This is a genomic window from Streptomyces sp. NWU339 (genome assembly GCF_003143855.1).
Taxonomy (GTDB): Bacteria; Actinomycetota; Actinomycetes; order Streptomycetales; family Streptomycetaceae; genus Streptomyces.
Window position 1 is genome coordinate 87,179 of record NZ_QFRK01000008.1, and the last position, 15,633, is coordinate 102,811.

The 15,633-nt window shown below is 72.9% G+C and carries 10 protein-coding genes and 1 tRNA gene; 10 read left to right on the forward strand and 1 reads right to left on the reverse strand.

Going from position 1 to position 15,633, the window contains the following annotated elements; all coding sequences use genetic code 11:
* The first annotated feature begins 167 nt into the window (after positions 1–167).
* The 8 genes from DIZ27_RS11850 to DIZ27_RS11885 all read left to right on the forward strand — a co-directional run bounded on the left by DIZ27_RS11850 (position 168) and on the right by DIZ27_RS11885 (position 11,913).
* On the forward strand, positions 168–1,460 hold the full coding sequence (locus DIZ27_RS11850) for an extracellular solute-binding protein (RefSeq protein WP_109378329.1): 1,293 nt from the start codon (positions 168–170) through the stop codon (positions 1,458–1,460).
* A 4-nt stretch (positions 1,461–1,464) separates the two neighbouring features.
* Positions 1,465–2,427: a carbohydrate ABC transporter permease gene (locus tag DIZ27_RS11855; RefSeq protein ID WP_375231957.1), complete on the forward strand. Its 963-nt coding sequence runs from the start codon at positions 1,465–1,467 to the stop codon at positions 2,425–2,427.
* A gap of 29 nt (positions 2,428–2,456) precedes the next feature.
* Positions 2,457–3,302, forward strand: a complete 846-nt coding sequence (locus DIZ27_RS11860; protein ID WP_109378455.1) for a carbohydrate ABC transporter permease — start codon at positions 2,457–2,459, stop codon at positions 3,300–3,302.
* A gap of 1 nt (position 3,303) precedes the next feature.
* The gene (locus tag DIZ27_RS11865) at positions 3,304–4,956 is read left to right on the forward strand and encodes a beta-N-acetylhexosaminidase (protein ID WP_109378330.1); all 1,653 of its coding nucleotides are present in this window, start codon (positions 3,304–3,306) and stop codon (positions 4,954–4,956) included.
* A gap of 323 nt (positions 4,957–5,279) precedes the next feature.
* Complete coding sequence (locus DIZ27_RS11870) at positions 5,280–6,173, forward strand: xanthine dehydrogenase family protein subunit M (RefSeq protein ID WP_109378331.1); 894 nt, start codon at positions 5,280–5,282, stop codon at positions 6,171–6,173.
* Positions 6,170–8,086 (forward strand): 2Fe-2S iron-sulfur cluster-binding protein, encoded by a 1,917-nt coding sequence (locus DIZ27_RS11875; protein ID WP_109378332.1) that lies wholly within the window; start codon positions 6,170–6,172, stop codon positions 8,084–8,086. Before DIZ27_RS11870 ends, DIZ27_RS11875 begins: the two co-directional genes overlap by 4 nt.
* A complete protein-coding gene (locus tag DIZ27_RS11880; RefSeq protein ID WP_109378333.1) occupies positions 8,083–10,398 on the forward strand; it encodes a xanthine dehydrogenase family protein molybdopterin-binding subunit in 2,316 nt (771 codons plus the stop codon). The genes DIZ27_RS11875 and DIZ27_RS11880 overlap by 4 nt, the downstream gene beginning before the upstream one ends.
* A 303-nt stretch (positions 10,399–10,701) precedes the next feature.
* A complete protein-coding gene (locus DIZ27_RS11885) occupies positions 10,702–11,913 on the forward strand; it encodes an SUKH-4 family immunity protein (RefSeq protein WP_109378334.1) in 1,212 nt (403 codons plus the stop codon).
* A gap of 23 nt (positions 11,914–11,936) precedes the next feature.
* On the opposite strand, the gene DIZ27_RS11890 is transcribed toward DIZ27_RS11885, so the two are convergent.
* Positions 11,937–12,008: transfer RNA gene (locus DIZ27_RS11890), tRNA-Cys, on the reverse strand.
* Between the two features lie 228 nt (positions 12,009–12,236).
* Between DIZ27_RS11890 and DIZ27_RS11895 the strand changes: the two genes are divergently transcribed.
* Both DIZ27_RS11895 and DIZ27_RS11900 read left to right on the forward strand, forming a co-directional pair.
* Positions 12,237–13,703: an MFS transporter gene (locus DIZ27_RS11895; protein ID WP_109378335.1), complete on the forward strand. Its 1,467-nt coding sequence runs from the start codon at positions 12,237–12,239 to the stop codon at positions 13,701–13,703.
* A 126-nt stretch (positions 13,704–13,829) separates the two neighbouring features.
* The gene (locus DIZ27_RS11900; RefSeq protein ID WP_109378336.1) at positions 13,830–15,620 is read left to right on the forward strand and encodes a DEAD/DEAH box helicase; all 1,791 of its coding nucleotides are present in this window, start codon (positions 13,830–13,832) and stop codon (positions 15,618–15,620) included.
* Positions 15,621–15,633: the final 13 nt, after the last annotated feature.

Sequence of the window (15,633 nt, forward strand, 5' to 3'; positions counted from 1 at the left end):
CTGGGGGCCTTTGTGCTGCCCGCGCGTTGCGCGGAGTGCGTCTGCCGGTCACAGAGTGGTCGAGACCTCTTGTGGGCCGGTTCACCCAGTCCCTAACCTCCGTTGTTGTTGTGCACGGCGAAACCTTCATTGCGTATGGTGCAACACCTCATCGGAGGAAGCAGTCCATGAAGCTGTCCGTCCGCCTGGTCGCACTCGCGGCCGTCCTCGCCACCGCCGCCTGCGCGCCCCAGACTTCCTCGGGCTCCTCCTCGGCCAAGGACGAGAAGACCGGGACCTTACGGGTCTGGCTCTTCCAGGAAGTCAACAACGCGCCCAAGGAAGAGGTCGTCGAGTCCGTCGTCGCCGGGTTCGAGAAGGCGCACGACGGCACCGAGGTCACCGTCGAGTACATCCCGGTCGAGACCCGCGCCCAGCGCATCAAGGCCGCCTTCAACGACCCGAAGTCCGCGCCCGATCTCGTCGAGTACGGCAACACGGACACCGCCGGATATGTGAAGGACGGCGGACTCGCCGACGTCACCGAGGAGTTCGGCGCCTGGGACGAGGCGAAGGACACCGATCCGACCGCCCGGCAGTCGGTCACCGTCGACGGCAGGGTCTACGGGGCGCCGTACTTCGTCGGCGTCCGCGCGCTCTACTACCGCACCGATGTCTTCGCGGAACTCGGGCTCGAAGCGCCCACGTCGCAGGCCGAGTTGATCTCCACGGCCCGGGAGATCCGCGCCGCGAAGCCGGAGTTGTACGGCATCGCCGTCGGCGGCGCCTACACCTATGGCGCGATGCCCTTCATCTGGGCCCACGGCGGCGAACTCGCCACCGGCAAGGGAGGTTCGTACGCCTCCGCGATCGACACCCCCGCCGCCCGCAAGGGCATCGAGGCGTACACCTCCCTCTTCGGCGACGACAACTGCCCGGCCGCCAAGTGCGCCGGCATGGACGGCAACGACACGGTGACCGCCTTCGCCGCGGGCAAGGCCGCCATGGCGATCGGCGGCGACTTCAGCCACGCGGCCGTCGAGGCCGGTGAGGTGAAGGGCAGGTACGAGGTCGTGCCGCTGCCGGGAGTGCGGCCCGGGTCCATCGCCCCCGCTTTCGCGGGCGGGAACAACCTGGGTGTCCTGAAGTCGACTTCGCACCGCACCCTCGCCGTCGACCTGATGCGGCGGCTCGCCTCGAAGAAGGCGCAGGGCGAACTGTTCGACGCGATGGGCTTCCTGCCGACCTTCTCCGACGTGCGGCAGCAGACGGCCGCCGAGGAACCGTTCCTGAAGCCGTTCGTCGAGACCCTCGCCGCCGACACCAAGTTCGTGCCGGCCTCACCGGCCTGGGCGCAGATCGACTCCTCACTGGTACTGCCGACGATGTTCCAGGAGGTCGTCAGCGGCAAGAAGGACGTGGGTGCTGCCGCTGAGGACGCGGCGCGGAAGATGAACGAGGCGTTCGGCTCGGTGGGCTGAACCAGTGGCCGTACAGGACACGGTGGCCGTGCGGAAGCGCCCCGCGCTCCGCACGGCCACCGTCCCCCACAAGCCACGGGGCCCCCGGCGCCGCAGGGGCGGCCTCACTCCCTGGCTCTACCTCGCACCCGCCCTCGTCGTCCTCGGGGGGCTGCTCGCCTATCCGGTCTACCAACTCGGCCTGATCTCGCTCTTCCACTACACCCAGGCACAGGTCAGCGGCGGCGAACCGACCACCTTCCAGGGGTTCGGCAACTACACCGAGCTCTTCGCCGACGACCAGTTCTGGCAGGTGCTGCTGGCCACCCTGCTGTTCGCGGCGGCCTGCGTGGTGTCCACCCTGGCCGTCGGCTGCGCGCTCGCCGTGCTCCTCACCCGGGTGCGCGCCGTGCCCCGGCTCGCCCTGATGCTGGCCGGGCTCGGCGCCTGGGCGACCCCGGCCGTCACCGGTTCCACGGTGTGGCTGTTCCTCTTCGACGCCGACTTCGGCCCGGTGAACCGGGTGCTGGGCCTCGGCGACCACTCGTGGACGTACGGGCGGTACAGCGCCTTCTTCCTCGTCCTGCTCGAAGTGGTCTGGTGCTCCTTCCCGTTCGTGATGGTCACCGTCTACGCCGGCATCCGCGCCGTACCCGCCGAGGTGCTGGAGGCCGCCGCCCTGGACGGCGCCTCGCAGTGGCGCGTCTGGCGCTCGGTGCTCGCCCCGATGCTCCGGCCGATCCTGGTGGTCGTCACCATCCAGTCGGTGATCTGGGACTTCAAGGTCTTCACCCAGATCTACGTCATGACGGGCGGCGGCGGCATCGCCGGCCAGAACCTGGTCCTGAACGTCTACGCCTACCAGAAGGCGTTCGCGTCCTCGCAGTACAGCCTCGGCGCCGCGATCGGCGTGGTGATGCTGCTGATCCTGCTCGCCGTCACGCTGGTGTACCTGCGGCTGCTGCGCCGCCAGGGGGAGGAACTGTGAGTCTCGTGGGCCGGGACGGGGCACGCCGGGTGAATCTTGTGCGCCGGTTCGTGCGGCGTCCGTGGCGGCTCGTGGCCGAGGCGACGGTGCTGCTCGTCGCGGCGGTGGTGGCCTTCCCGCTCTACTGGATGGTGCTGGGCGCCTTCAAACCGGCCGGCGAGATCGAGTCGGACCGGCCCCGGCCGTGGACCCTGACACCCACCCTGGACTCCTTCCGACGGGTCTTCGGGCAGCAGGAATTCGGCCGGTACTTCGTCAACAGCGTGGTCGTCGCGGTCGTCGTGGTGATCGCCTCGGCGCTGATCGCCTTTCTCGCGGCGACCGCCGTGACGCGATTCAGGTTCCGTATGCGGACCACCCTGCTGATCATGTTTCTGGTGGCCCAGATGGTGCCCGTGGAGGCGCTGACGATTCCGCTCTTCTTCCTCATGCGGGACTTCGGCCGGCTGAACACGCTGTGGTCGCTGATCCTGCCGCACATCGCGTTCTCGCTGCCGTTCGCGATCTGGATGCTGCGGGGGTTCGTGAAAGCCGTTCCCGAGGCGCTGGAGGAGGCCGCGTACATCGACGGCGCGAGCCGCGCGCGGTTCCTGTGGCAGATCCTTTTCCCGCTCGTTCTGCCGGGGCTGGTGGCCACGAGTGTGTTTTCCTTCATCTCCACCTGGAACGACTTCCTGTTCGCCAAGTCCTTCATCATCAGCGACATCTCGCAGTCGACGCTGCCGATGGCCCTGCTGGTCTTCTACAAGCCGGACGACCCGGACTGGGGCGGCGTGATGGCGGCGTCCACCGTGATGACGATCCCGGTGCTGGTCTTCTTCGTACTCGTACAGCGGCGCCTGGTCTCCGGACTGGGCGGTGCGGTAAAGGACTGATGTGACCGAACTGATTCCAGCGCCCCGCAGCGTCGTCGCCGGTTCCGGCGAGGTGCGGCTGACGGCGCGCTCCTGTCTTCACTCCGGTCCCGGGACGGAGGGCGTCGGCCGATGGCTGCGCGCCGTCCTCTGGCAGGCGACCGGCTTGCCGCTGCGCGAGGGGCGGGAGCTCGACGATACGGACGGCGACGGTATCGGGCTCCGGCTCGACCCCGGGCTCGGCCCCGAGGAGTACCGCCTCGTCAGCGACCGGACGGGTGTCCTGATCGAGGGCGGCAGCGCGGCCGGCGTCTTCCAGGGCGCCCAGACGCTGCGGCAGCTCCTCGGTCCCGACGCGTACCGCAGGGCCCCGCTCGGCCGCGACCGGGTGTGGGCGGTGCCGCACGTGACGGTCGAGGATTCCCCCCGCTTCCGCTGGCGCGGACTCATGCTCGACGTCGCCCGGCACTTCATGCCCAAGGAAGGCGTGCTGCGCTATCTCGATCTGATGGCGGCGCACAAACTCAACGTCCTCCACTTTCACCTGACGGACGATCAGGGATGGCGCATCGAGATCAAGCGGTATCCGAAGCTGACCGAGGTCGGTTCCTGGCGGGCCCGTACGAAAGTCGGGCACCGCGCGTCACCGCTGTGGGACGACACACCGCACGGTGGCCACTACACGCAGGACGACATCCGCGAGATCGTCGCCTACGCCGCCGAGCGGCATATCGGCGTCGTACCGGAAATCGACGTACCCGGGCACTCGCAGGCCGCCATCGCCGCGTATCCGGAACTCGGCAACACCGATGTCATCGACACCGCCTCCCTGACCGTCTGGGACACCTGGGGGATCAATCCGAACGTACTCGCCCCCACTGACAACACCCTGCGCTTCTACGAAGGGGTGCTCGAGGAAGTCCTGGAACTGTTTCCCGCGGACGCCGGCCCCCGCACCCCCTTTTCGGGGTTCGTGCACCTCGGCGGCGACGAATGCCCCAAGGACCAGTGGCGTGCGTCGGCCGTCGCGCAGCAGCGGATCAGGGATCTCGGCCTGGCCGACGAGGACGCTCTCCAGTCCTGGTTCATCGGGCACTTCGCCACCTGGCTCGCCGCGCGGGGGCGTCGGCTGATCGGCTGGGACGAGATCCTGGAGGGGGGTCTCGCCCCGGGCGCCGCCGTGTCGTCCTGGCGCGGCTACGCCGGCGGGGTCGCCGCCGCCCGCGCGGGGCACGACGTGGTCATGTGCCCCGAGCAGCACGTCTACCTGGACCACCGGCAGGACGCGGGCCCCGACGAGCCGGTGCCGATCGGGTACGTGCGCACCCTGGAGGACGTCTACCGGTTCGAGCCCGTACCGCCGGAACTGACCGCCGAGGAGGCCGGGCGGGTCCTAGGCACCCAGGCCAACGCGTGGTCCGAGGTGATGGAGAACCAGGACCGGGTGGACTACCAGGTCTTTCCCCGGCTGGCCGCCTTCGCCGAGGTCGCCTGGAGCGCGCTGCCGGCCCCCGCGGAACGGGACTTCGCCGATTTCGAACGGCGGATGACCGCCCACCGCCGGCGCCTCGACGCCCTCGGCGTCGCCTACCGCCCGCCCACCGGACCGCTCCCCTGGCAGCGGCGCCCCGGAGTGCTGGGCCGCCCCCTCGACGGTCCGCCCCCGCACCGGTAGCGCGTGCCCCCGCATCGGTAGCGCTCACCCCCGCACCGCCGGTGCGGGGGTGAGCGATCCGGCCATGCCGTGAAGTCAGCCCAACTCCGAACAGGTCGTGAAAAAAGGGCACAAGGGTCACTGAAGAGCGTCATCCGATCGCACCGGCGATGTCCCGCCAAATCGGGCCATGCCCGGGGTGAAGTGGGCGAATGCCTCCTAGTGGACCCCTGTCTTCGACGCCCGCGAAGATGTGCCAGAGTTGCCACGTCCGCCCTGTCAGGTCGTACCGTACGGCTGCGACAGGTGGGACCAGGTGGGGCCGCGGGAAGGGGCAGCCGGTTTTGAGCACGCACGCACCGCAGGCGGCGCAGGCCGTGACGCTGCCCACGACGCTGGACGAGGCGGTGGCGGCGCTCACCGCCGTGCCCGCCGCCGTGCCCGTCGCGGGCGGCACCGACCTGATGGCCGCCGTCAACTCCGGGCAGCTCAGGCCCGCGGCGCTGGTCGGCCTCGGCAGGATCAGCGAGATCCGCGGCTGGCAGTACCAGGACGGCCACGCGCTGCTCGGCGCGGGCCTCACCCACGCCCGTATGGGCCGCCCCGACTTCGCCGCCCTCATTCCGGCGCTCGCCGCCTCCGCGCGTGCCGCCGGACCGCCGCACATCCGCAACGCGGGCACCCTGGGCGGCAACATCGCCTCCGCCGCCCCCACCGGTGACTCGCTGCCCGTGCTGGCCGCGCTGGAGGCGACGCTGATCATCGCGGGCCCGGGCGGAGCCCGCCGGGAGATCCCGGTGTCGCACCTGCTGGCCGGGATGGACATGCTGCGCGCCGGTGAACTCATCGGCTACGTGCGCGTGCCGCTGCTGCACGCCCCGCAGGTGTTCCTCAAGGCCACCGGCCGCACCGGCCCCGGCCGCGCGATGGCGTCCGTCGCCCTGGTGCTCGACCCCGCCCGGCGCGGCGTCCGCTGCGCGGTGGGCGCCATAGCGCCGATGGCGCTGCGGCCCCTGGAGGCCGAGCAGTGGGTCGCCCAGCTCATCGACTGGGACAACAACCGCGCGATCGTGCCGGAGGCGCTGAACGCGTTCGGGGAGTACGTCGCCGCGGCCTGCATCCCCGACCCGGTCCCCGAGGAGGACGGCTCCGTCCCGCCGTTGCCCCCCGCGGTACTGCATCTGCGGCGCACCGTCGCCGCGCTGGCCCGACGAGCACTGGGGAGGGCGCTGTCGTGACCGACGACCAGCACGGAGAGGGCACGCCCCAGGGCGGCGGAAGCCGCTGGGACCCGTTGCCCCAGGGCGACTACGACGACGGCGCCACGGCCTTCGTGAACCTCCCCGAGGGGGGCATCGACGCCCTGCTGGACTCGATGGAGAGCCCGCTCGCCGCGCCCGGCCACGGCTATGTGCCGCCGCCGATCACCGTCACCCCCGCCACCTCGGGCACCGACCCGGCGGCCGCCGGCGGCTGGGCGGTGCCGGGCGCCGCCGTGCCGGGCGCGCCCGTCGACGGCGCCCAGTGGCACGCCCCGTACGACCCGCAGTCCCCGTACGACCCGCAGGCCGACCGGTCCGGGCAGGGCGGCCCGTCCGGGCAGGCCGACCCGTCAAGGCAGGGCGGTCCCGGGGCGGGGGCCGCGCAGGGGCACAGCGGGCAGGACCGGTTCACGTACGACCCCGGGGCCTCCGGGCAGTGGGCCTTCGAGGAGCCGCCCGCCGCCGGGAGCCCGGCACCGGGTTCCGACGTGACCGGCCAGTGGTCGATCCCCGTGGCCGAGGGTGATCTCCCGGACGAGTCCGGCGAGTTCACCACCTCCGCCCTGGCCGAACAGTGGGGCGCCACCCCACCGGTCACCCCGCCCGCCACCCTTCCGGGCGGCGCCCCCGCGCCCTGGGCCGCGCAGTCCATCGGACAGCCGTGGGGACCCGGCGTGCCGGGCGTGGACCCGAGCCACCCCGAGACCGGGTCCGAGCCCGGTTCCGGCCGGGAGCAGGACGGCCCGGAACCCGACTGGCGAGCGGAGCACGGCCGGGACGCGCCCGCGCCGGGGCAGCCCGCCTCCGCATCGCCGTCACCCGCCGGGCCCCGGTCGACCGGCCTGCCGCAGCCGACCGCCGCCGAGCCCCACTGGCGGGCCGAGCCGGAGGCATACCCGGAGGCGGCCGGGACGCCGTCCGCCCCGGAGCTCCGCGAGCACCCGCAACCGGGCACGGAGGGCGCCGTACGGCCCGCTCCCGGGCCCGGAGAACCCGCCGGGGCGCCCGAGGACGTCCGGCGACCCGAAGCCCCTCACGGAGCCCAGGAAGCCCCGGAACGCCCCGCCGGTGACGACACGTCCGCTCCGACCGCCGCCCCCGAGGCCGCACCGGACAGCGGGAACACCGCGGAGGGCCCGGCCGGCCCGGGCGTCCCGGAGGCGTCGGAGCCCCCTGCGCCCCCCGTGCCGGACGGCTCGTCAGCCGGGCCCGAACCGCTCCCCGGCGCCGCGCACGACGACCACCCCCTCGCCACCTACGTGCTGAGTGTCAACGGCACCGACCGGCCCGTCACCGACGCCTGGATCGGCGAGTCGCTGCTCTACGTGCTGCGTGAGCGCCTCGGGCTCGCCGGTGCCAAGGACGGCTGCTCGCAGGGCGAGTGCGGGGCCTGCAACGTGCAGGTCGACGGACGGCTCGTGGCGTCCTGCCTGGTCCCGGCCGTCACCACGGCCGGCAGTGAGGTCCGTACCGTCGAGGGCCTCGCCCAGGACGGGCAGCCGTCGGACGTGCAGCGGGCGCTCGCGCGGTGCGGCGCGGTGCAGTGCGGCTTCTGCGTGCCGGGCATGGCGATGACCGTGCACGACCTGCTGGAGGGCAACCCGGCGCCCAGCCGACTGGAGACCCGCCAGGCGCTGTGCGGCAACCTGTGCCGCTGCTCCGGCTACCGGGGCGTGGTGGAGGCGGTCCAGGAGGTCGTCGCCGAACGAGAGGCGCACGCCGAGTACGCCGAGCACGCCGAGCACGCCGAATCCGACCCGGACACGGACCCGGACGAGCCCCGCATCCCGCACCAGGCCGGACCGGGCGCCGGCGGCGTCAACCCCGCCGCGTTCCCGCCCCCCGGACCGCACGACCGGCCCTACGGCCAGGACGGAGGCCAGGCGTGAGCAGCGAAGCCGCCACCGTGCAGGCCGCACGGGCCGCGGAGGACGCCCCCCGTGCGGAACCGGTCCCGCACGGACTGGGCACCTCCCTGCCGGCCGCGGACACCCGCGCGAAGACCGAGGGCACCTTCCCGTACGCCGCCGACCTGTGGGCCGAGGGACTGTTGTGGGCGGCCGTGCTGCGCTCGCCCCACCCGCACGCGCGCATCGTGTCCATCGACACCACCCACGCGCGCGAGATGCCCGGGGTGCGCGCCGTCGTCACCCACGAGGACGTCCCCGGCGACCCGCTGTACGGCCGTGGCCGCGCCGACCGCCCGGTCTTCGCCTCCGACGTCGTACGCCACCACGGCGAGGCCATCGCCGCCGTGGCCGCCGACCACCCGGACACCGCGCGGCTGGCCGCCGCCGCCGTCATCGTCGAGTACGAGGTGCTCGACCCGGTGATCGACCCCGAACAGGCCTTCGAGGCCGAGCCGTTGCACCCCGACGGCAACCTGATCCGGCACATCCCGCTGCGCCACGGCGACCCGGACGCGGTCGGTGACCTCGTCGTCGAGGGCCTGTACCGCATCGGCCGCCAGGACCCCGCCCCCATCGGCGCCGAGGCCGGACTCGCCGTACCCCGCCCCGACGGGGGCGTCGAGCTGTACCTGGCCTCCACCGACCCGCACGGCGACCGGGACGCCGCCGCCGCCGCGTTCGGCCTGGAACCCGACCGCGTCAAGGTCGTCGTCACCGGTGTGCCCGGAGCCGTCGCCGACCGCGAGGACCGGAGCTTCCAGCTGCCGCTCGGCCTGCTGGCGCTGAGGACCGGCTGCCCGGTCAAACTCACCGCCACGCGCGAGGAGTCCTTCCTCGGCCATGCCCACCGGCACCCCACCCTGCTGCGCTACCGCCACCACGCCGACGCCGAGGGCAAACTGGTGAAGGTCGAGGCGCAGATCCTGCTCGACGCGGGCGCCTACGCCGACACGTCCTCGGAGGCCCTGGCCGCCGCCGTCGCCTTCGCCTGCGGCCCCTACGTCGTCCCGAACGCCTTCATCGAGGGCTGGGCGGTCCGCACCAACAACCCGCCCTCCGGCCATGTGCGCGGCGAGGGCGCCCTGCAGGTGTGCGCCGCCCACGAGGCGCAGATGGACAAGCTGGCCAAGAAACTCGGCCTCGACCCGGCCGAGTTGCGCCTGCGCAACGTCATGGCGACCGGCGACGTGCTGCCCACCGGCCAGACCGTGACCTGCCCCGCCCCGGTCGCCGAACTCCTCCAAGCGGTGAAGGACTTCCCGCTGCCGCCGCTGCCCAAGGACACCCCCGCGGAGGAGTGGCTGCTGCCCGGCGGCCCCGAGGGCGCCGGGGAACCGGGCGCGGTGCGCCGCGGTGTGGGCTACGGCCTCGGCATGGTGCACATGCTCGGCGGCGAGGGCGCGGACGAGGTGTCCACGGCCACCGTGAAGGTCCAGGACGGCGTGGCGACGGTGCTGTGCGCGGCCGTCGAGACCGGACAGGGCTTCACCACACTGGCCCGGCAGATCGTCCAGGAGGTCCTCGGCGTCGACGAGGTGCGGGTGGCCCCCGTGGACACCGACCAGCCCCCGGCGGGCGCGGGCTGCCGCGGCCGGCACACCTGGGTGTCGGGCGGCGCGGTGGAGCGCGCGGCGAAGATGGTCCGCACCCAGCTCCTCCAGCCCCTGGCCCACAAGTTCGGCATGTCCGCCGAGCTGCTCCAGATCACCGACGGCAGGATCACCTCGTACGACGGGGTGCTGTCGACGACCGTCGCCGAGGCCCTGGACGGCAAGGAACTGTGGGCCACCGCCCAGTGCCGTCCGCACCCCACGGAACCCCTGGACGAATCCGGCCAGGGCGACGCCTTCGTCGGGATGTCCTTCTGCGCGATCCGCGCGGTGGTCGACGTCGACATCGAGATCGGCTCGGTACGGGTCGTGGAGCTGGCCGTCGCCCAGGACGTGGGCCGGGTGCTGAACCCGGCTCAGCTGGCCGCCCGGATCGAGGCGGGGGTGACCCAGGGCCTGGGCGCCGCGCTCACCGAGAACCTGCGCACGCCCCGCGGCCTGATCCGCCACCCCGACCTCACCGGCTACGCCCTCCCGACCGCCCTGGACGCACCCGACATCCAGATCGTGAAGCTCCTGGAGGAGCGGGACGTGGTCGCGCCCTTCGGCGCGAAGGCGGTCAGCGCGGTGCCGGTGGTGACCTCCCCGGCGGCCATCGCCTCCGCCGTCCGGGCCGCCACCGGCCGCCCGGTCAACCGCCTGCCGATCCGTCCCCAGGCCGCGGTGGTGACCAGCGGCTGACGGCGGCTGCCGGAGAAGGTATTTCAGGTTGATTCGCGGGCGAAGGCAACGCACAGTGGTGTTCGCGCGTCTTGTGGGGTGAGGGCGGCCGTGTCCGTGGGCGGCCGCCTGTCCGTCCGGCCGTTCGCCGGGCCGTCCGTTGTGGACCGGGGCGTTGTCAGTGGCGGCACGTAGTCTTCCGAGTGGTGGGGGGCGGCTGCCGACCCTGAGGCGCGGGGCCCTCCTGCGCCCGGGCAGGGAGGAGCCGTCCGGAGCGGCGGAGCACGGGACACGGGACTGAGCACACGAATGCGCGGGGGAGCCATGAGCACGATCGACACCGTTGCTGCGGATGTCGCGGATGTCGCGGCAGCGATCACCCTGACCGAGGACGCCCTCGATCCGTTCGTCACGCACGCGTCCACGCGCCGCTGGCTGACCGGCCCCGGACTCCCCTGCGACAGCGGCCTGTTCAGTTTCGCGCGGCTGCGGACCGAGGGCCTGCGCACCGTCGCCGGCTCGACGGGCGGCGCGGGGGACGCGGGCGACCGGCTCTCCGCGGAGCTGCGGGACCAGCTGGTCATCGGCGGGCTGCTCGGCCCGGCCGGCACGGAGACCGAGTCGGTCCTGCTGGACGGGGCCACCGGCGAGGTCTCGACGACGTACTTCTTCCACGACCGCCCCGACCGCCCCGACCTGATGGACATCCGACCGCTCGCCCCGTCACTGCCGACCCTGGTGCGGTTCGCCGCCGCGACGGACGAACTGGCGGGGCTGCGCGGCCAGTTCGCCGCCTACGCGGGCCGCTACGGCACGAAGGCGGTCGCCGAGGCCTCGCGGCAGCTGCTCGCGGTGTTCGAGGAGGGCGCGGACGGCGAGCCGGCCCCGCTGTGGCGGATGGCCGCGCTGATCCGGCCGCTGGCCCTGGTGGCGGGCCCGGGCACGGCCTCGGGGCTCGCCCTCGACCTCCCCGTGCGCCTGCTGGACCAGGAGTTCGGCCGGGGCGGTGTGGTCCGCTTCGAGGAGGTCGACTTCCCCGCGACGCTGACGCACGGCCCGACCCGGCGCTTCCTGTGCGAGACGGGCCTGCCCGAGGACGGCTTCCTGTTCCAGCTGGACACCGACCTGCCGCTGCGGACCCTCACGGAGTACTACGCCGACGGCGAGGGCGGGTTCCCGCCCGACCGCCTCCCCGCCCACGCCGACCGGCTCATACGCCTCGGCCACCTGACCGACGACCACAGCCTGGTCGTCGACGGCGCCACCGGCGCGGTCCTGAACTGGAGCGAACCGGACTCCGTCCTGTACCCGCTGAACACGGACATCTCGACCCTCGCCTTCACCCTCTGGCTGCTGCACCGCGAGCACGCCATCGACGAGGAGTCGGGCCACGCGCTGACCAGTGAGACGTACGACCAGCTGGCCATGACGATGATCCAGGTCCTGTCCGCCGTCGACCCCACGGGCGCCACGACCGACGCGGACTGGCACTACTGGACGGAGCTGTTCCAGGACGAAGCGGGCGGAGTGCTCTGAGCGACGCACCCCGCCCGCACCGGAGGCCGTGGCGGGAATCGAACCCGCGTCATTCGATTTGCAGTCGAACCCCTCGGCCACTCGGGCACACGGCCGGGCCGGAGACGAGGCGTGTCCTTCGGTGCCCCGCCGCCGTGAACTCGGTACGCCGACCGTACGGCGGGCCGGCAGCGGTGCTCAAGGAATTCCGGGGCGCCGCAACGGGACTGCCACACGCCGTTCATGAACCCCGTCCGGCCGGCGGGGGAGTAGGACCAAGGTCCCGGTGCCGGACCGACCTCCGACAGGAGTGATGCCCTGCCGCGGCCCTTACCCTGGCGGTCATGACCGCCCTGAATTCCCGCGACACCGGGGTCGCTGAGACCCCCGACGCCCCCGGACCCGTCCCACCCGCCGAACGCGACGAGACCGTGCTGAGCGGCCCCTACCGGGCGCTGAGCATCGGGATCGTCTCCGTGGTGCTGCTGATCGCCTTCGAGGCGACCGCGGTCGGTACGGCGATGCCGGTGGCGGCGCGGGAGCTGGACGGGGTGTCCTTGTACGCGTTCGCGTTCTCGGGGTACTTCACGACGAGCCTGTTCGGCATGGTGCTCTCCGGCCAGTGGTCGGACCGGCGCGGCCCGCTCGCGCCGCTGACCTGGGGCATCGCCTCCTTCGCCGTCGGTCTGCTGCTCTCCGGGACGGCGGGCGCGATGTGGCCGTTCATCCTCGGGCGGGCCGTGCAGGGGCTCGGCGGCGGGCTGGTGATCGTCGCGCTGTACGTCGTGGTCGGGCGGGCCTACCCGGAGCGGCTGAGGCCGGCGATCATGGCCGCGTTCGCGGCGAGCTGGGTCGTGCCGTCGATCGTCGGCCCGCTGGCCTCCGGCGCGGTGACCGAACACCTCGGCTGGCGGTGGGTGTTCCTCGGCATCCCGGCGCTGGTGGTGTTCCCGCTGGCCCTGGCGCTGCCGCAGATACGCCGCCTGGCCTCCGGTCCGGTGAGCGACGGCGCGGACGGGCCTGCCTCCTTCGACCGCCGCCGCATCCGGCTGGCCCTGGCGATCTCCTTCGGCGCCGGACTGCTCCAGTACGCCGCCCAGGACCTGCGCTGGTTCTCCCTGCTGCCGGGCGCGGCGGGCGTGGCGCTGCTCGTCCCCGCGGTGCTGGGGCTGCTCCCGCACGGCACGTGGCGGGCGGCCCGCGGACTGCCCTCGGTGGTACTGCTGCGCGGCGTCGCCGCCGGGTCCTTCATCGCCGCGGAGTCCTTCGTCCCGCTGATGCTGGTCACCCAGCGGGGACTCAGCCCCACGCTCGCCGGGTTCTCGCTCGCGGCGGGCGGCGTGACCTGGGCACTGGGCTCCTGGCTCCAGTCGCGGCCGCGGCTGGAGCCGTACCGGGAGCGGCTGATGACCCTCGGGATGGTGCTGGTGGCGGCGGCCATCGCGGGGGCCCCGAGCGTGCTGGTCCCCGCGGTGCCCGCCTGGGCGACGGCCGTCGCCTGGGCCTTCGGCTGCCTCGGGATGGGCCTGGTGATCTCCTCCACCAGCGTGCTGCTGCTCCAGCTCTCCGCCCCCGAGGAGGCCGGCACCAACTCCGCCGCGCTCCAGATCTCCGACGGCCTCTCCAACGTCCTCCTGCTGGCCGTCGGCGGCGCGGCCTTCGCCGCCCTCGGCGGCGGCGCGGCCGGCCACGCCGTCGTGGAGGCCGCCGGCACCGGCTCCCACCCGGCCGCCTTCGCCGCGGTGTTCCTGCCGATGGCGGCGGTGGCCCTGGCGGGCGTGTGGGTGACGACGCGGCTGCGGCGGTTGTGACGTCGGTCCCACCCGGGAGTGGCCCGGCACGGCCCGCGTCATCGGGGTGCCGGGGCGCGGATATGGTGGCTCGGTCGTCATCGGCGGCCGAGCCGCCCGAACCAGCCCCCGTCCCCCACGGAGACCGTGACTACCACCGCCGCTTCCGCCTCACACCACCTGTCCCCCGCCTTTCCCGGCCGCGCCCCCTGGGGCACCGCCGGGAAACTGCGTGCCTGGCAGCAGGGGGCGATGGAGAAGTACCTCCAGGAACAGCCGCGCGACTTCCTGGCGGTCGCCACCCCGGGCGCCGGAAAGACGACCTTCGCGCTGACGCTGGCCTCCTGGCTGCTGCACCACCACGTCGTGCAGCAGGTGACCGTCGTCGCGCCCACCGAGCACCTGAAGAAGCAGTGGGCCGAGGCCGCCGCGCGGATCGGCATCAAACTGGACCCCGAGTACAGCGCGGGCCCGCTCGGCAAGGACTACCACGGCGTCGCCGTCACCTACGCCGGTGTCGGGGTCCGCCCCATGCTGCACCGCAACCGCGTCGAGCAGCGCAAGACCCTCGTCATCCTCGACGAGATCCACCACGCCGGTGACAGCAAGTCCTGGGGCGAGGCGTGCCTGGAGGCGTTCGAGCCGGCCACCCGCAGGCTGGCGCTCACCGGTACGCCGTTCCGGTCCGACACCAACCCCATCCCGTTCGTGGCGTACGAGGAGGGCGACGACGGCATCCGCCGGTCGGCCGCCGACTACACCTACGGCTACGGTTCCGCGCTCCGCGACAACGTCGTCCGCCCCGTCATCTTCCTCTCCTACAGCGGCAACATGCGCTGGCGCACCAAGGCCGGCGACGAGGTCGAGGCCCGCCTCGGCGAGCCCATGACCAAGGACGCGATCAGCCAGGCCTGGCGCACCGCCCTCGACCCGCGCGGCGAGTGGATGCCGTCCGTGCTGCGCGCCGCCGACCAGCGGCTGACCGAGGTCAGGAAGTCCGTCCCGGACGCCGGGGCCCTCGTCATCGCCACCGACCAGGACTCCGCCCGCGCCTACGCCAAGCTGATCCGCGAGATCACCGGCAGCAAGCCCACCGTCGTCCTGTCCGACGACACCGGCGCCTCGAAACGGATCGACGACTTCAGCGGCAACGACGACCGCTGGATGGTCGCCGTCCGCATGGTCTCCGAGGGCGTCGACGTACCGCGCCTCGCGGTCGGCGTGTACGCCACCACCATCTCCACCCCGCTGTTCTTCGCCCAGGCCGTCGGCCGTTTCGTACGGTCCCGGCGGCGCGGCGAGACCGCGTCCGTGTTCCTGCCGACCATTCCGAACCTGCTGGAGTTCGCGAACGAGATGGAACGCGAACGCGACCACGTCCTCGACAAGCCCAAGAAGGACGGCGAGGAGGACCCGTACGCCGAGTCCGAGAAGGAGATGGACGAGGCGAACCGGGAGCAGGACGAGGACACCGGCGAGGACATGCTGCCCTTCGAGGCACTGGAGTCCGACGCCGTCTTCGACCGGGTCACCTACAACGGCGCCGACTTCGGCATGCAGGCCCACCCCGGCAGCGAGGAGGAGCAGGACTACCTCGGCATCCCGGGGCTCCTCGAACCCGACCAGGTGGAGCTGCTGCTGCAGAAGCGGCAGGCACGGCAGATCGCGCACAGCCGCAAGAAGCCGGACAGCGAGGCCGACCTGCTCGAACTGCCCGCCGAGCGGCGCCCCGTGGTCTCCCACAAGGAGATGATGGAACTGCGCCGGCAGCTCAACAACATGGTCGGCGCCTACGTCCACCAGAGCGGCAAACCACACGGCGTCATCCACACGGAGCTCCGCCGCGTCTGCGGCGGACCGCCCGCCGCGGAGGCCACGCCGGGCCAACTGCGCCAGCGGATCGCCAAGGTGCAGGAGTGGGCCACCCGCATGCGGTGACCCCCTGCGCCGG